An 18444-nucleotide genomic window follows, 5' to 3' on the forward strand; every position below is an offset into this window, starting at 1 on the left:
TAAACCAAGATATTTCCAGAAGATATTCCAGGTAGTCAAAAAACAAAACAAACACACAAACATAAACAAGTATCGAGTAAGTACGTAAACAAGTGCTCAATCGGTACGCAAACACACAAAACACAAACTAAAAACACAAAGTAACTTATCTCAAACAGCTCTTAGGAGCATCGAGTAAAGGAGAAAAGATGAATAAATTAACAAAAAAGTGCGTGGCGGCGATTGCGTCGCTCGCGATGGCTGGCACGCTGTGCGTCGCTGGCGCCGTCACCATGGCCAGCGTTGCGTGGGGTGTGCCTAAGCCGTTTGTTCAACCCTCTGCCGATAACTCTCCGTGGGGTAAGAAAAAAGATAAAACAGGTACGTTAACGATTAACAAGTTTAAGTACTCGGATGCTGTAGATAACGAGGGTCACCACAAGGGCGATGCTCTTTCTGGCGCAACGTTCACGCTTAAAAAGGTTACCAAGATTGGTGGCGTTGATCTTGACTATACTCAATTTACCACCTGGTCCAAGATTGCTGGAATAGTCGGTTCGCTGAATCGTGGTGATGAGGCTAGCGCAAATCTTACGTTTGAAGATAATCCAACTTATAATCCTACTGTAAGTGAAAACGCTACAAAGTTCGAGAATCTTCCAGAGGGCTTGTACAAGGTTGTTGAAACGCCTCCTGCAGGCTATGGCGCTGCAGATGTGACCGAGTTTTACATCACAATGCCTATGATTGAGCCTGATAATAAGACTAACACTTACAACTGGAACCCAACAATCAACCCAAAGAACAAGGATATTTCTAAGACGTTTACCAAGACGCTAGACAACGGAAAAGATCACAACTCTGTTCTTGCAAAAGATAAGACGCTTTACTACACGATTAGCTCTACTGTAAACCGTACTAAGCTTAACAATTTGACAGCAGACGACATTTATGGATTTGCTGTGTTTGATGACGCGCCAACTGCTCCATTTGGAACAAGCATTACGGCAGCAGCTGTTGAATCTGTAAAGATTGGCGAGGGTGACAGTGCTACTGAACTAACTAAAGCTACTGATTATAAAGTTTCTATCGTGGATTCCTCATCATCTGATGAAAACGACAAGAAGAGTCTTGAAAATGGCCGCAAGCGTATCTTGGTTAAATTTGAGAATCCTGGCTTGGGCAAGATTGCGCAACAGATGAACACTGATGGTAGCACTAAGGCCACTAAGGTAAATGTTACTATTAAGCTCGAGCTTGATAGCTCATATTACGATAATCTTACCGCTCCTGCTGCTGGAGCGACTGATACTAGTGGCAAGAACGAAGTCGTAAACAAGTCTGGTTTCTTCCCAGCACACTTTAAGAGCGCTCCAAAAGTACCAGACCCAATCGTTTCTGGTGATGGCGATGTTAAAGGCGGTACTTCTCAAGTCAAGTATGGCTGGTTCGACGTGTTCAAGTACGACGCTGCAGAAGAAAGCAAGGAAGCATCGAAGAGGACTGGACTTTCTGGTGCTGAGTTTAGGCTTTTCAACACTGAAGAGAAAGCGAATGCTTGCGCTGAGAAACTTGTTGACGCAAGTAAGGATGCAGATAATGTTGAAGAATGCAAAGCTGGTTCTTCTACGTTTAAGGGCGAAGAGGCTACAACTCAAGAAACTACTGGTAAATTGAAGGCGGCTGTTAAGGTTCAAGCTGGCACAAACATTTACCTTGTTGAGGTTAAAGCTCCAAAAGACTACATGCGCTTGCCAGAAGTTAAGGCTGTGAATGTAGAAGCAGACAAACTCACGACCGTTGAATTCTCTAACACAAAGAAGAGCTCTACAGATAATAAGTGGGCGTGGTTCAACCTTCCTGCAACTGGTGCTGCTGGCGTGATTCTGTTTGCGCTTGCTGGCATGGGCTTGATTGCGGCTAGCGTGTTCCTCTACATGCGCAATCGCAAAGAAGAGGAGCAGGCAAAAGCCTGATGTGCGTAGATAACCAGCGTTGATTAAACGTTCGGTTTAGCGTTAAAAAGATTTAGGCACTTTGTACCAGAAGACACGCCGCAGCGTTTGAAACAAAATGCATTGAGCATTTTGTTTCTACGCTGGCGTGTACTGGTACAAAGTGCTCTAATCTTTTTGCACTACATTCTCGGGAAAAATTTCCCGAAAATGTTGTTCAAAATGGCAAAATCAGCTACAAAATCGGGAAAATCTGTACTAAAACATTGGAGGAGGAATGAAGGCTAAGAAAAAGAAAAGCCCTTTGCGCCGCGCGCTAGAGCCAGTGGTCTTGGCAGTCGCCGCAATCCTATGTTTCACTTACCCAGTGGCGTCAACGCTGTGGAATAATCACGCGTCTAAGCAGCTCTCTGCCATTTACGACAAGCTTAGCCGCGAGCAGCCTAAAGATGCGCGCGCAATTAACTTAGACAAGGCGCGCGAGTACAACGCGCATCGTAGCGCGATTTTTACGGCAGATCCTTATAACGGCACGGAAGATTTTAAAAAAACGCCTGAGTATAAAAAGTACGATAGCGTGCTGGATGAGCCAATGGGCATTATGGGAATTGTAAAAATCCCTAAAATCGGTGTAAAGCTCCCTATTTATCACGGCAGTTCGCAAGATGTTTTAGCGTATGGTGCTGGTCACTTGTATGGCACGGATTTGCCAGTTGGGGGCAAAAACAGGCATTCGGTTATTACGGCGCACACGGGTTTGCCGCATGCCACTATGTTTGACGACTTAATCTACCTTAAAAAAGGCGATTTTTTCTATTTGGATATTCAAGGCGAAACCTTACGATACAAGGTGTTTCGCATTAGCGTTGTAGAGCCAAACAACATAAGCTTGTTGCAGCGAGAAAAGGGGCGTGATTTGGTGACGCTGCTCACTTGCACGCCGTACGGTGTTAACTCGCAAAGGCTGCTGGTAACGGGGTATCGCGTGCTGCCGGATCTTGTTAAGGCGCCAGACGACAAGCTGCAGTGGCCGCTTTGGATGACGCTGTTTGTGATTGCGCTTGTTGGGTGCGCGGTGATTCTTGCGACTATGGTTGTGGCGGATGTTAAAAGAAAGCGCGGAAAGCTTGATTTGCGCGCTAAGCATTTGATTAGCATTTAGCGCAATATACACAAAGCATGACACAATAGTGTGTAGTGTGTTTTTTGAAGGGAGCAGGTTCCGTGAGTGTTCAACAAACCTTGCAGCGCTGGATGATTACGGTAGGTGGAGTGGAGCAGGCACGCGTTGGCGCGGGTGAGTCTGTGGAAATTGGCAGGAAGCCTATACGCCCTTTGCGCGAAGACGGTTTTATGCGCGTAGACGTTGTAGACAATAAGCGCTCCATGTCTAAGAGGCATGCGCTTTTGATTGTGGACGCAAACGGCGCGGCTACAATTCGCGATTTAAACTCTACAAACGGAACTTACTTGGTTAACGAAAGCGGCGATTTGCTGCGACTAGATCCAGGCGTTGATTTCCACATGCCAGACAGCATTGTTCGCATGCAATTTGGCGACGTTCCAGTTGATTTTGTGCGCATTGAAGAAAAGGCGCCGCAGGGAAGCGATGCGGGTGCGCAGCCAGTGCGCGATTTGTTCTCTTACGCGCCAGACAATGCGATTAAGGAGCCAGATGCGGCGGATTTGTCGGTAGACGACATTCTTGACATTCGCGCGGGGGAGCCAACGGGCGTGTTCCATGCACAGTCGGTTTCGCGGCCTGATTTGGTTTGGGATAGCCAGAAGCGACTTAATGATGCGGCTGCTGCGGATGATCTTGGTAGTGCTTCGGCGGCGGATTCTGGTGATGTTGCTGGTGCTGGTGATGCTGGTGTTGCTGCTTCAAGCGTTGCGGATGCTGCAAGTGTTGCAGAAAGTGTTGCGGAGCAAATTAAGCCTGTTATTGCGGGTCAGGTTGTTTTGCCTGTTGTTAGAGATGAGTTTGAATCGCCTGTGGAACCGCGTAATTTGTTTGACGATGCTGCGAATAGTGACGCAGTGAATGATGCGTCTGCTAACGATGTGGCGGATAATGATTCTGCGGCTAGCGATGCTGCAAATAATGATGCTGCAAACAGCAACGCTGAAGCATCGCAGTTAGACACGCAGCTAGATGCCCAGTTAGACTCTCAAGAAGCGGCTCAAGATGCTGCCCAGATTGAGGTTGATAAAGCTTTGGAAGCGGCTCAAGAGGCGCAAAATCAGGCTAATCAGGCGCTGGAGGCAGTTCAGTCTGTTAATAACGCAAGCGATGCCAGCGGCTCCATAATTGCCGAAGATTCTGCACAATTTACACCAGCTTTTGAGCCAGGATCCGTGTTTGAAAAAGTTTCAAACGGCGAATTTAGCGCGCGCAAAGAAGTGGTTTCTGCTGGAGGGTTTACATCGGAAGAAGCGCAGAAAACCGCCGATTTTGCCGAGCAATTTGAGATGGCAAAGTACCAGGAGTTGCTGCCATTCTTGGCAATGAACATAAATTTGTACGACGATTTGTACGCGTGGCTTTCGGCGCAGGGGAACGCAGACGTGGATCAAGCGTTGGCACAAAATAGCGGATACAGCGCGTATCGCAATGCAATCGGCTTGTAAACAAGGGAGTTGAGTAGTATGAGCGATAATAAAAACGACTTTATGCAAAGCATGCAAAGCGCACAAAATCTTTCAGACCAGCTAAGTGCTCAGCCAATTGCTGAGCCAGAGCAGCTTAATCAGACATCCCAGGCTGAATCTCGCCAATCTGCCGAAACTTTGCGCGCCGAAAAACTCGAGCGCATGAACAAATGGTATGAAAAATACAAGTCGCAGCTTGCGCCTTCGCCGTTGGAAGACATTACAAAGCTTTGTGCGCAACTGGAGTTGACTCACGCACACCCTTCGGGAATCGCCCAGCTTTTTGCCAGTGGAAAGGCCACTCTTCAGGCGCTTTTCCGTGATTCGGGAATGCTACGCGCGGCGGGTCGCAGGTTAGACAGAGTTTTTGAAGACAGAGACAACAAAGCGCACGAAAATGGCGTTTCGGAGCTTTCGCTTGTTGTTGGCGTTGCTTCTTGGAGCGGAAATCATGTGCCAGTTTTAACATACCCAGTACGCGTTTTGCGAGAAGCTGGAAAAGACGAGACGGCTGCAACGATTTACTTTTCGGGAAACGTTCGCCTAAACCACGCTCTTGTTATTAGATTGCAAGAAAGAGGCATAAACCTTAGCGAAGACGCGCTTTTTGATGGTGCAAACTACCAGAGCGGCACACCAGAAACATCCGCAGTTTTCGATGTGATTTGTGCTGCGGCTCAAAGAGTCTTCCCAGATTTTGACATTGAGCGAGATATTGTGCTTGGTTGCTTTACAGATTCGGGATCTAGATTCTTAGCAGAAAGCGGCCAGATTCTGCACGCGCTTAAGCTGGGGAATGTTGGAAATACAATGATTGACGCGATTGCGGGAAATAGCACTGCCGTTGAGGTGCTTGCTGCAAAAACCACTCCCGACTACTCGCCGCTAGACGTTGACCCACACCATGAATACGAAGTTGGCGATGTTAATAACGCTGTGCGATATGCTGCAGGAATGGCGGCAAATGGCGCTTCTTTGGCTATAGATGCAGACGCTGGGTGTGACTCCGCGCTAATTGCGGCTGCAATTTCTTCGCGCTGCGTTCTTGCAGGAAAATCCGTTTTGTACGTTCCAAACGTTATGGAGCAGCAGCGCCGATTCCGTCACGCGCTCAGTGCAAACGAGATTTCTTCGCTTTCGCTAGACGTTTCGGATTCGCATCTTGCAAAGCATGTTGATTCGCAGCTTATAGCGGCCGTTGGCTCTCGCCAAAGCGTTGCTTCTAGCCGTTTTGAGCAGGTTTGCGACGAGCTTGTTGGCGTTAAAACGCGATTAAACCGCTACTTGGGTGATTTACATGGAGTAAACGAGCGCTGGGGCGTTTCTGCATACCAGACAATGCAAAATCTTGCAGGAATCGCCATGCTCCCTACGCATCCATGCACGCACGTGCGTCTTAGTGTAGACGCTGCGCGCTCGCTTTCTGGCCATTTAGACGAGTGGGCGCAAAAGCTGCACGAGGCAGATTCTCTTGGCGAATTTACCACCAATGCTGAAGATACGCCGTGGTTTGGCGCCTCGTTGTTTAGCGAAAAAGAGGCCGTAGCTGTGTATCAGCGTATTGTAGACGTTCTTACAAAGCTTTTGCCAGCTGCTCGCGAACAGGTTAAGTCAACCGTGCAAAAATGCGGTTTCCCTATTCCTTCTACGGCGCGCGAATGGGGCAGGCAGGTTACGGTTTTAAAGAATCTTCGCCGCGTTTTAGACGTTTTCCAGCCAGACATTTTTGAGCGCGATCTTAGCGCAATGATTGAGGCAAGCAAACCGAAGGCCATTAGAAAGCGCGAAGGCTCGCCAATGGGCTTTTGGGAGCGCAGGCATCACATTAAAGAAGCGCGTAGTCTTTTGCGTGTTGGCGCAAAGGTAGACGACCTTCACGAAGCGTTAAAGATTGTTGCTGCGCAAGCGTCTCAATGGCGTACTTTTGTGCCTCATGGCGGTTGGCCAGTATTGCCTCCTAAACTAGACGAAATCGTTAGCACGCAGGAGCTTTTAGACCGTAATCTTGTAGCTCTTAACGCAGTTCTTTCCACAACGCGACTTGGTGCAGACCTTGAAAACATTGAGTTTGCTAAGCTGGACGAACGCTTGCAAGCCTTGCACGATAGTCGCGAATCCTTAGATACGCTTCCAGGAAGGTGCATTATTGAGCGTGATTTGCGTGGCATGGGCTTAGAAGACCTTGTTTGCGATTTGCGTAGGCGTAAAGTTACGGGTCAGGCCTTAGATGGCGAGCTTCATCTTGCTTGGTGGACTACCGTTTTTGAAGATATTGTTAATTCTTCCGAGATTATATCTAACCAAGACGGTTCCGCGTTGCAAGATGCTTCCGATCGTTTTGTTCAGGTAGACACAGAGCACGTGCGTTCCGTAGGGCCAATGGTTCAACAAGAAGCACTTAAAAAGCTTTGCGATTTGCTTTTTGCGCGTTCGCAAGAAGCAAACCAGCTTCACACTGCGCTTGCAAGCAACGTGTCGGGCGTTACTTTTGCTAAGTTGATGAACTCCTACCCAGATTTGCTGCTTGCTGCTAAGCCGATTCTGGTTGCAATGCCGTCTACCTTAACTATGATGACTGAGTTTAAGCCGATTGTAGACGTTGTAATTGTTGATTCGGCGGAGCATATTAACAACATTGAGCTGCTTAGCGTTCTTGCGCGCGCACGCCAAGTTGTTGTTATTGCGCACAAGCAAACGGTTAGCTCACAAAGCGTGGGCGACCTTATTAGCGTTTTGCCTACTGTTTGCGTTAAGTCGCGAGCAACTAGGCGGTCCACGTATCTTGCTGAATTCCTTGAAAATCACGGCTACGGCTTGCTTAGGCACGATGTTCCTGTAGAAAGAATGCAAGGCAGAGTTAAGCTCCATCAGGTGGAAGCCGCTGGGGTTCCTGTTATGGCAACGGGGCTTATTGAAAGCAGCCAGCGCGAAATTGACGAGGTTGTGTCTTTGATTAAGCAGCGCGCTAAAACATTTAGCGTTGTTCCTTCTAGCTACGTTCTTGCAGTTGTGACCCTTACAAGCGTGTTTAGAAACAGGCTTGGCGCGGAGCTTAAGGCTTTGGCTGTTAAAGACGAAAACATGGGTAGGTTCCTTAGACACGTTCGACTTGTAAGCGTAAACGAGGCCGTTGGAGCTGCTGCAACGGATGTTATTCTTTCGCTGTGCTACGCAAAGACTTCGCACGGCAGGCTTTTGCAGCAGTTTGGCGTTTTGGAAGAAGAAGGCGGAAAGTTTATGCTTCTTGATTCCTTGGCCTTGGCTCGAAGGAATTTGGACATTGTTTGCGCGTTTAAGTCTAGCGATATGGAAGATGATCGTTTGCATCAAGACGGGCCTAAGCTGCTTAAGGATTTGCTCACTTGGGCGGAGAATTTGGAGGATAATCCAGTGGATCCAGCAGATGCTGAGAATGCTGAAAATGCAGCAGTTGCTGGCGATTCCGCCGATTCCGCCGATTCTGCTGACGCGGGCGAAGCTAAACAATCGCAAGCGGCTGGCGATTTTTCCGCAAACGGCTTTAACAACGTTTTGTTTGCCGACTTGGCAGAGCGAATTCGCGCTCGCGGCCTTAAAGTGGCGGTAAATTACGGTTTTAACCCAGATCATAGTATTCCTCTTGTTGTTGGTTTGCCAGATAAGCCGTTTGCTTTGGCTGTTCTAACCGACGACGTGCGTTTTATGAACATTGAGTCCACTCGCGAACGAAATCGCATGTTTGCTCAAGATTTGGAGTATCTTGGTTGGTCGGTTATGAACGTTTGGAGTGTTGGAGCGTTTGTTAATCCCGAAAAAGAAGTTGAGCGCATTGTTTCTAGAATCGGCGAACTTTACGGGAGTGGCGAGCAGCAGTGAGCGGTTACAACGCTAATCGCAGATGTTCTAGGGGTCATTTTCGCGTGGTTCGTAAAGGCTCGGAGCTTTTTGACGCAGATGGCGTAAAACAAGAGCCAGGCGATGCTCAGACGATTGAACAGCGTGCAAAAGACGACGATAATCGCATTCTTGGCGAGCTTCCTCCACATTGGGCGGTTTTTAGCGAACGCGGAAGATAAGCAGGTATTGCTCACTAATTTTGCACAGCTATAACCGCAAGGTTTGGAATAATCGCCTGCGTGTTTATGATTTGCAACGCGTTTTGCGCTGGCATTGCAAGTAGTGTGTTTTGCGCCGAACTATTTACCTTAACAACAATCACGTTGTGAATAACCTCAACGTTTTTGTTGTTAAAATCCAGGTTATTTGGCTGCCCTGCATCGCTAGACGTTTCTAGCTGGGCTGCGGGGTTTGCGGAGTGACTGGCCGCGTTTGAATCGTTTGGAACTTTGCTAAACGCTATAGAAATAACGTCTCCCGAAGCAAGGCTTGTGCTACTGCTTGCAAGATTAACCGAAATGGTTGTAAAACCAGGAGGAATCTTTGTTTGCTTTGTGACTTGATTGCTAAAAATTGGCGTTCCGTATTTAATGTTGCATGCGGCAACATACGCGTTTTTAGCGGAATTGTTTACAGAATCGTAGTTAAGAACATTGTTAAAAACGCTGCTTTTAGGCACGCTAACATAATGCAGGTCACTTTGCTTAATAACGTTGCCTTTTGCTATGTTTCTAACGGCCACGGGCACACTTTGAGTAGCCGTAAACGCTGAAACCATGTGTATTGAAAACAGCGTTGCAACGCTTATAAAAAATATTGAAAGCAGGTTTAAGGTTTGCGCCTTTTGCCTGCGTTTTAAAAGCTCTACTGGCTCCTTGTTGCTGCCTTCGGAGCCAACTGTTTTTAGTAAAAATGATGTTTGCATATAAGCATCATTCATTAAGCAGAACTTTTGCGCAAGCTTTTTTATGCAATGTGGTTAAAGGCTAGCGAAAATGCGGATTTTGCGCACATATAAACATTCTTGATGAGTCTTAATTGCCATTTATGCACATAAGCACATAAATGGCGTCTTAAAACTTCGACTTATTCACATACACACATAAGTAACGTCATACTTTTTTACTTATGCACATATGCACAGATTTTAATTGGTTATTTGCATTCTATTTATCGGTGCGATAGAATCCACTACCCTTAAAGTTGATTGGTGGTGCGCTAAAAACCTTACGAACTTCTTGTTTTCCGCACTTTGGGCACACGGTAATTGGCTCATCTTCAAACGATTGATGCTGTGAAAAATCATATCCGCATTGCTTGCAACGGTAATGATAAGTAGGCAACGGTTCCTCCAATCTATAATTCCATCACATATCCTAGCTCATAATATCGCCGCATTAAAGCAGCTAAGTGTAAAGCCCGTATGCGCTTTTGTTTGTAAAATTCTGCGAAACAATTGCAAAAAATCCGACACGCCGACTTATTTTTTGGCCTTTACATCCTTAAGGCATTTTATATTTGTACGTATGGGTTATGAATCGGTGAGCGCGCTAATAGTATTAATCATCATCGTAGCCTTAATGTTTGGTTGGTTACCTAAGTGCACCGTTAACAGCATGAAGTCAATGTTGGAACATAGCGAAGATAGGTATTCACCTTCGTTGCACATTGTGGATTATCGCAGTGAATCACTGTTCCACGCGTGCAGCGGCACGATGGTGAAAGGGGTTGGCATGCAGCCGTCGAAGATGCAAGCGAATGCAAAGCCTAATAATGGCAAGGCCAGAAGTAATGGCGCAAAAGCAAATAACCGTAAGGGTGCCGCGCAGTCTAATGGCACTTTTAATGGCATTTTTACTCCTGAGCATGTTGCTCGTATTCGTGCGCTTCGCCGTGCAGCAATCCGCCGTCGCCGTATTTTAGTTCTTTCGCTGGCGGTTTTAACTCTTGTTGTGTTTGCGGCAGGTCTTGTGGGGATTTATAGTGCATGGTTTGCCGTTATTCCTTTTGCTGCGCTTTGCACGGTTCTTTACTTTGGATCCATGGCTGCTAAGCATGCTCGCCTTTGGGAAGCCAAGGTTGCAGTGTACAGAAAGCATTCTTCTGCGTTTAAAGATTCTGTTGTAGAGCCAATTTTTGACGCAACAGTAAACTCCGTTGTTGAAAATGCCGAAAACGCCGAAGATGTTTGCGCAAATCCAGGCAGTAATCCAGACAATACTGAGACGTCTGTTATGCAGCAGCGCGATATAAGCATGGCTTTGTCTGAAGCAAATAGAAAAGATGTAGCCAATATTGCTGCCAGTGGCAATTCTAATCAAGATCTTATCTCGTTCTCGTTTGGCTCTGATTGCCGCGATTCCAACGCAAATAGCAAGAATGCAGACCCACAAAGCTTAGAAATAAAGTCCACTAAGCAAGTTGCTAAGGCGATTCCTGCAAACGATTCGAGCAAAGTTGCTGAAGTCTCTGACGTGTCTAAAGTCTCTGAAGTTTCTAAAGTTGTTGTAGAGCCTCCAGTTAGCACCAAAGATTCGCTTGGTAAGGCCGATTTAAGGGACGTTTTGGCTCGTCGCGCAGCTTAAAGTTTGTAAAAATTTTCTAAAATTTTAGCACTCTAGTTGGTAGAGTGCTAAAAACGCGCTATTATAAGGTTCAGTGCTCGATAGTTTTGACGTGATCGTCAGCCTCGTCAACATTATTCGCGCAAAGGTTACATTTCTCTAGAAAGAGGTACCGAAGTGTCGATTAAGCTCACACCTTTGGAAGATAAGATTATTGTTAAGCAAGCTCAGGCAGAAACCCAAACCGCTTCTGGCTTGTACATTCCAGATAACGCTAAAGAAAAGCCACAGCAGGGCGAGGTTTTGGCTGTAGGCCCAGGCCGCCGAGACGATAAGGGCGAGCGTATTCCTATGGATGTTAAGCCTGGAGACAAGATTCTTTACTCCAAGTATGGTGGCACAGAAGTTCATTACGAAGGCGAGGATTACTTGATTGTTTCGTCTCGTGACGTTCTTGCAATCCTTGGCTGATTCTGATTAATCGTTAGGTTAATCGCTAGGTCAATCGCCTGATTAATCAAATCTATTTAGATTACTTAGATTTATTTAACGCTGAAAATGACGGCTTGCCGCTGTTTTCAGCGTTTTTGTTTAAGATGCGACTATTATAAAATCATGAGTTATAAACACCGCAGTATTCTAGATACTTTGCCAAATTACAAGCAGGGCAAACCAGCGCCCGCGCTAGACGGCGTTCGTGCATACAAAATCTCCAGCAACGAAAATCCATTCGAGCCGCTAGAAAGCGTAAAAAACGCCATTTCTAGCCGCGCACTTGGGGTTATTAATCGTTACCCAAATATGCGTGGAACTGAGGTTGTTCAAGAGCTGGCTAAGAAGTTTAGCGTTACTCCAGACGAAGTTGTTCTTGGATGTGGCTCTACAGAGGTTATTACCCAGCTTGTAAACCTTGTTGCAGGTCCTGGAGACGAGGTTATATACCCGTGGAGAAGCTTTGAAGCGTACCCAATTATTGTTACGGGTGCTGGCGCTACAAGCGTTAAAATCCCTAATCGAGCAGACGGTTCGCATGATGTGGACGCAATGATTGCTGCGATTAATGAGCGCACGCGTCTTGTTATTTTAAACAATCCAAACAATCCAACGTCTGCAGCGCTTTCAAACGAAGAAGCTAGAAGAGTGTTGGATGCTGTTCCTAGCGACGTTTTGGTGCTTATTGACGAAGCCTATGTGCAGTTTAACAACGCAAAGGGTACGGCGGATGGCATTGAGCTTTACCGAGAATATCCAAACGTTGTTGTTGCACAAACCTTCTCTAAGGCCTACGGGTTGGCTGGTTTGCGCATTGGCTACGCTATTGCAAATGCGCAAGTCGTAGAGGGTATGCGAAAAGTGGCTGTTCCATTTGGCGTAAGTCAAATCGCGCAAGTGGCGGCTCTTGCTTCTTTGGAGCCTCAAGCGCTTGTAGAAATGCACAACCGTGTAGATGCGCTTGTTGAGGAGCGTAATCGCGTTGTAAGCGGTTTGCGCGCGCAGGGGTGGAATATTGTTGATCCATACGCAAACTTCTTCTGGATGCCATTTGGCGAAGATACCGAGAGCGCAAATCAGCGTTTTGTTGAGGCTGGTCTTTCTGTTCGCGCGTTTGCTGGCGAAGGAATTCGCATTACGATTGCGGAGACTGAGGCAAATGATCGCGTGCTTAAAGTGTGCGAGGCGTTAAAGAAAGACGGATTTTCGTTTAAATAGAAGATAAATAGAAGATAAATAGTTGCATTTTTGGCCGCATTTAGATGCGATTTTTACCTTCGGCGTGTCTTAAGCTTGCATTAGTCGCGCGTTCGTGGCAAAATAACAAAGTTGCCGTTTGGAGATATTCTTCTCCGCGCGGAAACGTTGGCGGGTTACCAGAGCGGCCAAATGGGACTGACTGTAAATCAGTTGCTTCGTGCTTCAGTGGTTCAAATCCACTACCCGCCACGCCTCGATAGCTCAGTGGTAGAGCACTTCCTTGGTAAGGAAGAGGTCGTGAGTCCAATTCTCACTCGAGGCTCTCTGGCGGGGTAGCTCAGCTGGCTAGAGCGTACGACTCATAATCGTAAGGTCAAGAGTTCGAGTCTCTTCCTCGCTACAATGGCCAGCAGGAGTTGGTCAACATACAATATTCTAGAGGTGAACAAAATGGCAAGTAAGAGCGCAGACATCCGTCCAGGCATTACGCTTGCATGCACGGAGTGCAAGGAGCGTAATTACATCACGACGAAGAATCGTCGTAATACGCCTGATCGCCTTGAGTTGAGCAAGTTCTGCCCACGCTGCGGCAAGCACACTCTCCATCGCGAGACTCGCTAAAAGCGTGAACTTTGGCGAAGTTTTGAGCTTTATTACCCCGCGTTTTGCGGGGTTTTTTGTTATTTAGTGCTGTTAGGATTAGCAGTATGAGTATGCAATCATCCTTATTGGAATCTGATAATCCAACTTTTGCAGATATTACAACAATTGGCGTTGGTGGTTCTATTGCGCGTTTTGTAGAGCCAAGCAGCAGAGTTGCTGTTATTGAGGCTGTAGAAGACGCTGATTGCGCTGGATTGCCGCTTTGCGTTGTTGGCGGTGGGTCGAATATGCTTGTGGGCGATGAACCATTTAACGGCGTTGTTGTGCGAGATGCTCGGCGCGAGATTTGCGTTTTAGACGAGGCGGCTCCTGGTGAAGACGGTGTTGATAAAAACAGTGGAGATTTTTTAGTGCATGTTAGCGCGGAAGCTGGCTGCAATTGGGATGATTTTGTGTGCCACACCATTAATCTTGGGCTGCAAGGCGTAGAGGCGCTTTCTGGCATTCCTGGAACGGTTGGTGCATCCGTGGTGCAAAACATTGGCGCATACGGTGCGGAAGTGGCGCAAAGCGTTGAATCTGTAGAGGTTTGGGATCGTAAAGATAAAACAACTTTTTATATGAATCTTGCAGATCTTAAATTTGGCTACCGCACGTCTGTTCTTAAACAAAGCATGTATAAAGCGCCTGGTGTTGCTGCGGATTGCTTCTTTCCAACGCCTCGCTATGTTGTTTTATCTGTCACTTTTTGCTTAAAGCATTCAAAAACGGGTGTTGTGGCTCATTCGCAGCTTGCTCACGCGCTTGGCGTGCAAGTTGGAGATAGCATGGAAACATCTAAGATTCGTCGCGAAGTTTTGCGCGTTAGAGCGTCTAAAGGCATGCTTGAAGATGCCATGCGCTACGCAAATAAGTGGATGTGCTACGCAAAAAGCGAAAACGGTGTTGAGTCTTCGATTAGGCTTCAAAACGAAGATTATGTTGCTGGAGATTTGCAAGAAGGCGATTCTAAGTATGCTGATCGCCATAGTTGCGGAAGTTTCTTTATGAATCCGATTTTGACTAAATCTCAGGCAGATTTGCTGCCAGAAGATGCTCCGCGATTTGACGCCACTTTGCCAGATGGCTCTAAAGGAGTTAAGACTTCTGCGGCTTGGCTTATTGACCATGCTGGATTCCACAAGGGATTTAGGATTACGCAATGCGACGGCGAAAAAAGTAAAGCTGGATTATCTTCTTTGCACACTTTAGCGCTGGCTAATCGCAGTTGTGCAAAATGCGCGGATATTGTTGATTTGGCGCGCAAAATCATAGATGGTGTTTACGATTCCTTTGGCGTAAAACTTATTCCAGAACCTGTTTTAATTGGCGTTAGTGTAAACCGTTAAGACAACTGTTAACACAAATTTAGCATAATTTAACATAATAAATTGCGATTTGTGTTGTGATTTTCCGCTGGACAAAGTACTATGCTCTTTTAATATCGTAAAAATTATTGTTTGATGACACTTAATGTGTGTTGAACCGTATTTTTTGCGATTTATAACATATATACCCTTATATGGATTGTTTAGACGTACTTTTAGAGAAGGTTGGATTATGCAAATATGGAGAAAAAAGTCTGTTGAACAGACTATTGCAGAAACAATGGATGGTGATCGCCATCTTAAGCGCACGCTAAATGCCTGGGATCTTGCGGTTATGGGTGTAGCAGTTGCTGTTGGCGCTGGAATCTTCTCCGTTGGTGCTCAGGCTGCTGCATTCCATGCGGGACCAGCGGTTATTATTAGCTTTATTATTGCTGGAATCGTTTGTGGAACGGCTGCAATGTGCTATGCGGAGTTCGCTTCTATGATTCCTGTTGCAGGATCTGCATACACCTTTACGTACACAACAGTCGGCGAGCTTATTGCTTGGATTATTGGCTGGGATATGATTCTGGAAATGCTTATGGCAGGATCTGTTATAGCCAAATATTGGGGCGTTTATCTTAACGATTTAATGCACTTGTTTGGTCTTAACGTATCTACTTCGGTAAATCTTGGCGGTTTTACTTTTGATCTTGCTCCAGTAGTTATTGTTGCGTTCTTTACGATTATGCTTGTTGTTGGAACAAAGCTTTCTGCACGTTTTGACGGTGCTTTAACAATCTTGAAGATTGGTATTGTTTTGTTCGTTGTTGTTGTTGGATTCTTCTACATTAAGGCTTCTAACTTCACTCCATTTGTTCCACCTGCAACAGACGTTGCTAGCGTTAAGGGAATTCACGTTTCTGGCACGATGAGCCAGCCACTCTGGCAGTGGATAACTGGTATGCAGCCAGCTGTTTACGGTGTTACGGGCATTCTTTCTGGCGCGGCTCTTGTGTTCTTTGCGTTTATTGGATTCGACGTTGTTGCAACTACAGCAGAAGAAACTAAAGACCCACACAAGAACATTCCTAAGGGTATTGGTCTTGGTCTTTTGATTGTGACCGTTCTTTACATTCTTGTGGCTGTTGTTACAACTGGTATGGTTTCTTACAAGGATTTGGCTAAGCAAGAGGCTCCTTCGCTTTCTACTAGCTTTGAGCTTGTAGGAGCAACTTGGGCTGCAAAGATTATTTCCCTTGGTATTGTAATCGGCTTAACAACTGTTGTTATGGTTCTTCTTTTGGGTCTTACACGTATTGTGTTTGCTGTTAGCCGCGATGGCTTGCTTCCACGCAGCTTCTCTAAGGTTAGCAAGCGAGGAATTCCTGCACGTATTCAGATTGTTTCTGGCATTGTTGTAGCAATAATCGCTTCTACATTAGATATTGGAATCCTTTCCGATATGGTGAATATTGGTACGCTTTCGGCGTTCTTGCTTGTTTCTGCAGGCGTTCCGATTATGCGTATGCGTAGGCCTGATTTGCATCGATCCTTTATGGTTCCGTGGAATCCAATTTTGCCTATTTTCGCAGCGCTTTCTACGTTCTGGCTTATGCTAAACCTTTCTGTGCTTACATGGATTCGTTTTGCAATTTGGCTTGCAATTGGCTTTACCGTGTACTTTGGCTATTCCTACCGAAATTCCTTGCTTGGAAGGCAGTTGCATAAAGCTAAGAAGCTTGGTGTTCCAGTAGAAACCTTGTTTGCACAAGATGCTGCTGCAGCTGAAAAGGTTGCGGAAGGTGAGTCCGAAGACCAAGCGCGCGCTGAAGCAGCTCAAGAAGTAGCTCAAGAGACGGCTGCTGAGTCTGCTCAGTAGGCTGTTTGGTAGCTGCTCATTGGGCTTTTGCCCTACGTGCTATTAATTTAATATGTTGAGTCGGTATGCGGTTACGTATGCCGACTCAATGCGTTTTGCGCTCGTGGTGTGAACTATAATAGAAAAGTTAGTTGATTTTTGAGTGTGAAAGGGGGCGTTTGTTATGCCTTACGTTATTGCAGAACCATGCGTTGACGTTAAAGATAAAGCGTGTGTTGACGAGTGCCCTGTTGATTGTATTTACGAAGGCGATCGCACGCTTTACATAAATCCTAACGAATGCGTTGATTGCGGTGCGTGCGAGCCTGCATGCCCTGTAGAGGCCATTTTCTACGAAGACGACGTTCCAGAAGAGTGGGAATGGTATAAAGACGCTGCTGTAGAGTACTTTAACAAGCTTGGAGATTTAGGCGGAGCGCAAGAAGCTGGCCCATCTGGTTGGGATGAAGACCGCGTAGCAGCTCTTCCTAAAAAAGATGCTTAAATACCCATCTGAGCGGCATTGCTTCCATACTTTTTTCTTACTGCGTCTAATACGTGCTCTGCGTGACTTATTCTTGCAGACGTATTTTTTATGGCGTTTTGCGTAATTTCTGTTGAATTTTTACGCATAGCGCTTATAGTGTCTTCTCTTTCGCTTTCTTCTAAAATGTCGCTGATTGTAGGCTGAACAAGCGCTTTGCTTTTATCTATAAGATTGCTTACGCTAACGCCAGCAAGCCTAATTGGACTTAGTAAACAAACGTTATTTCCGCCTAATTTGTGGTTGTGAACCGTTGGATTTGCGTCTTCTAGTAAATCGCAAGCGTGCCTGTATAGCTCTGGCGCGCAATCAGTTACGTTTTTTAAGGTTCTGCATCTTGTTACGTAATGTAAATCACTGAATCGCAATTTTAGCGTTACCGTTCTTGCCATTGTGTTTTTCTTGCGTAACTCTTGCGCCACTTCGTTGCAGCAGTGCCTAATCAGGTTTTTCACTGCTGCAATATCTGTGGTGTCTTTATTAAGAGTGCTTTCCGTGCCAATGGATTTTTCTGGAACGTGGGGCGTTACTTGCCGTGCGTCAATTCCGCGCGAGGTGTTGTAAAGCATTCGTGCAAGAACTTTAGAACCAGCAACTCGTTCCAGAGTGTTCTCATCTACACTTCTAAGCATCTCAATGCTGTTTATACCCCACGTAGCTAGTTTTTTAGCAAGCGCGGGTCCAATTCCTGGTATTGCTCGTAATGGCATTATTGAAACAAAGTCGGCATTGCGATTTTGGGGGATAATCAGCATTCCGTCTGGCTTTGCGTTCGTTGACGCCATTTTTGCGATTAATTTATTTGATGCAATCCCCACAGAGCAAGTGATATGAAACTTACGCGCGACTTCGCTTCTTATCCACTCGCCTATGGCGATGGGCGTTTTCCATTGCAATAATGCGGAACTAACGTCCATGTAACACTCGTCTATAGAAACCTGTTCAACCTTATCTGTGATCTTTGAAAAGACCTCCTTAAAAATCCTAGATGAAATGGAAACGTAATATGGCATATCTACCGGTAAGAAAATGCCATTAGGGCACAAGCTGCGTGCTCGCGCTGTAGGCATGGCTGAATTCACGCCATACTTACGTGCTTCGTAGCTGGCTGCCGAAACTACGGAGCGCGAGCCTGTACCAATAATCACAGGTTTGCCAAGTAACCTAGGATTACGCGCCGCTTCGAGTGATGCATAAAATGCGTCCATATCGATGTGAAGTATTGTGCAGCCAGACGCATTGCGCCCCCAATCGCGCTTAGCTGCCGTAACTCGCGGTGCTGTGCTCATGAATTTATAATAGAACAAACGTTCGATTTTATGCAATAGTGTGTCGCAGTAAATTTTGCGAAAATCAAGTTTAAAATCTG

15 protein-coding genes and 3 tRNA genes are annotated in these 18444 nt (G+C 46.1%); 15 read left to right on the forward strand and 3 right to left on the reverse strand.

What is annotated here, in order from left to right:
- Positions 1–188: 188 nt before the first annotated feature.
- The 5 genes from ACZ0NX_RS01805 to ACZ0NX_RS01825 all read left to right on the forward strand — a co-directional run bounded on the left by ACZ0NX_RS01805 (position 189) and on the right by ACZ0NX_RS01825 (position 8641).
- Positions 189–1955, forward strand: coding sequence for a SpaH/EbpB family LPXTG-anchored major pilin (locus tag ACZ0NX_RS01805; protein ID WP_464405190.1), 1767 nt, complete (start codon positions 189–191; stop codon positions 1953–1955).
- A gap of 256 nt (positions 1956–2211) precedes the next feature.
- Positions 2212–3096, forward strand: a complete 885-nt coding sequence (locus ACZ0NX_RS01810) for a class C sortase (RefSeq protein WP_464405192.1) — start codon at positions 2212–2214, stop codon at positions 3094–3096.
- A gap of 62 nt (positions 3097–3158) precedes the next feature.
- Entirely contained in the window at positions 3159–4565 is a 1407-nt protein-coding gene (locus ACZ0NX_RS01815; protein ID WP_464405194.1) for a variant leucine-rich repeat-containing protein, read from the forward strand.
- A gap of 183 nt (positions 4566–4748) precedes the next feature.
- A complete protein-coding gene (locus ACZ0NX_RS01820; protein WP_464405481.1) occupies positions 4749–8441 on the forward strand; it encodes a helicase in 3693 nt (1230 codons plus the stop codon).
- Complete coding sequence (locus ACZ0NX_RS01825; protein WP_060786818.1) at positions 8438–8641, forward strand: hypothetical protein; 204 nt, start codon at positions 8438–8440, stop codon at positions 8639–8641. Before ACZ0NX_RS01820 ends, ACZ0NX_RS01825 begins: the two co-directional genes overlap by 4 nt.
- Before the next feature lie 14 nt (positions 8642–8655).
- Here ACZ0NX_RS01825 and ACZ0NX_RS01830 read toward each other — a convergent pair whose 3' ends face one another.
- The gene (locus ACZ0NX_RS01830) at positions 8656–9387 is read right to left on the reverse strand and encodes a hypothetical protein (RefSeq protein ID WP_464405196.1); all 732 of its coding nucleotides are present in this window, start codon (positions 9385–9387) and stop codon (positions 8656–8658) included.
- A gap of 241 nt (positions 9388–9628) precedes the next feature.
- Positions 9629–9805 carry an FmdB family zinc ribbon protein gene (locus ACZ0NX_RS01835; RefSeq protein ID WP_016636054.1) on the reverse strand — a complete coding sequence of 59 codons (177 nt, stop codon included), beginning with the start codon at positions 9803–9805 and terminating at the stop codon, positions 9629–9631.
- A gap of 237 nt (positions 9806–10042) precedes the next feature.
- Between ACZ0NX_RS01835 and ACZ0NX_RS01840 the strand changes: the two genes are divergently transcribed.
- From ACZ0NX_RS01840 to fdxA, 10 genes are all read left to right on the forward strand, one after another.
- The gene (locus tag ACZ0NX_RS01840; protein ID WP_464405198.1) at positions 10043–11047 is read left to right on the forward strand and encodes a hypothetical protein; all 1005 of its coding nucleotides are present in this window, start codon (positions 10043–10045) and stop codon (positions 11045–11047) included.
- Between the two features lie 156 nt (positions 11048–11203).
- Complete coding sequence (gene groES, locus ACZ0NX_RS01845) at positions 11204–11497, forward strand: co-chaperone GroES (RefSeq protein WP_004131681.1); 294 nt, start codon at positions 11204–11206, stop codon at positions 11495–11497.
- Positions 11498–11641: 144 nt separating this feature from the next.
- Positions 11642–12736 carry a histidinol-phosphate transaminase gene (gene hisC / locus ACZ0NX_RS01850; protein WP_464405200.1) on the forward strand — a complete coding sequence of 365 codons (1095 nt, stop codon included), beginning with the start codon at positions 11642–11644 and terminating at the stop codon, positions 12734–12736.
- A 149-nt stretch (positions 12737–12885) separates the two neighbouring features.
- Positions 12886–12967: transfer RNA gene (locus ACZ0NX_RS01855), tRNA-Tyr, on the forward strand.
- A 1-nt stretch (position 12968) separates the two neighbouring features.
- Positions 12969–13040, forward strand: a tRNA-Thr gene (locus tag ACZ0NX_RS01860).
- 4 nt (positions 13041–13044) lie between these two features.
- Positions 13045–13118: transfer RNA gene (locus tag ACZ0NX_RS01865), tRNA-Met, on the forward strand.
- A 50-nt stretch (positions 13119–13168) separates the two neighbouring features.
- Complete coding sequence (rpmG, locus tag ACZ0NX_RS01870) at positions 13169–13339, forward strand: 50S ribosomal protein L33 (RefSeq protein WP_004114322.1); 171 nt, start codon at positions 13169–13171, stop codon at positions 13337–13339.
- A gap of 86 nt (positions 13340–13425) precedes the next feature.
- The gene (locus ACZ0NX_RS01875; protein ID WP_464405202.1) at positions 13426–14709 is read left to right on the forward strand and encodes an FAD-binding protein; all 1284 of its coding nucleotides are present in this window, start codon (positions 13426–13428) and stop codon (positions 14707–14709) included.
- Positions 14710–14920: 211 nt separating this feature from the next.
- Positions 14921–16552, forward strand: a complete 1632-nt coding sequence (locus tag ACZ0NX_RS01880) for an APC family permease (RefSeq protein WP_464405204.1) — start codon at positions 14921–14923, stop codon at positions 16550–16552.
- A gap of 163 nt (positions 16553–16715) precedes the next feature.
- Complete coding sequence (fdxA, locus tag ACZ0NX_RS01885) at positions 16716–17036, forward strand: ferredoxin (protein ID WP_004131685.1); 321 nt, start codon at positions 16716–16718, stop codon at positions 17034–17036.
- Here the strand turns inward: fdxA and dinB are convergent.
- Positions 17033–18364, reverse strand: a complete 1332-nt coding sequence (dinB, locus tag ACZ0NX_RS01890; RefSeq protein WP_464405206.1) for a DNA polymerase IV — start codon at positions 18362–18364, stop codon at positions 17033–17035. The genes fdxA and dinB overlap by 4 nt on opposite strands.
- Between the last annotated feature and the right edge of the window lie 80 nt (positions 18365–18444).

Source organism: Gardnerella rara (genome assembly GCF_055452355.1).

Excerpts from the sequence above, each read along its gene's own strand:
- ACZ0NX_RS01875 (WP_464405202.1), top strand. The coding sequence starts at position 13,426 with ATGAGTATGCAATCATCCTTATTGGAATCTGATAATCCAACTTTTGCA.
- hisC (WP_464405200.1), top strand. The coding sequence starts at position 11,642 with ATGAGTTATAAACACCGCAGTATTCTAGATACTTTGCCAAATTACAAG.
- rpmG (WP_004114322.1), top strand. The coding sequence starts at position 13,169 with ATGGCAAGTAAGAGCGCAGACATCCGTCCAGGCATTACGCTTGCATGC.
- dinB (WP_464405206.1), bottom strand. The coding sequence starts at position 18,364 with ATGAGCACAGCACCGCGAGTTACGGCAGCTAAGCGCGATTGGGGGCGC.
- fdxA (WP_004131685.1), top strand. The coding sequence starts at position 16,716 with ATGCCTTACGTTATTGCAGAACCATGCGTTGACGTTAAAGATAAAGCG.
- ACZ0NX_RS01810 (WP_464405192.1), top strand. The coding sequence starts at position 2,212 with ATGAAGGCTAAGAAAAAGAAAAGCCCTTTGCGCCGCGCGCTAGAGCCA.
- ACZ0NX_RS01830 (WP_464405196.1), bottom strand. The coding sequence starts at position 9,387 with ATGCAAACATCATTTTTACTAAAAACAGTTGGCTCCGAAGGCAGCAAC.
- ACZ0NX_RS01880 (WP_464405204.1), top strand. The coding sequence starts at position 14,921 with ATGCAAATATGGAGAAAAAAGTCTGTTGAACAGACTATTGCAGAAACA.
- ACZ0NX_RS01820 (WP_464405481.1), top strand. The coding sequence starts at position 4,749 with ATGAACAAATGGTATGAAAAATACAAGTCGCAGCTTGCGCCTTCGCCG.
- ACZ0NX_RS01805 (WP_464405190.1), top strand. The coding sequence starts at position 189 with ATGAATAAATTAACAAAAAAGTGCGTGGCGGCGATTGCGTCGCTCGCG.
- ACZ0NX_RS01840 (WP_464405198.1), top strand. The coding sequence starts at position 10,043 with ATGTTTGGTTGGTTACCTAAGTGCACCGTTAACAGCATGAAGTCAATG.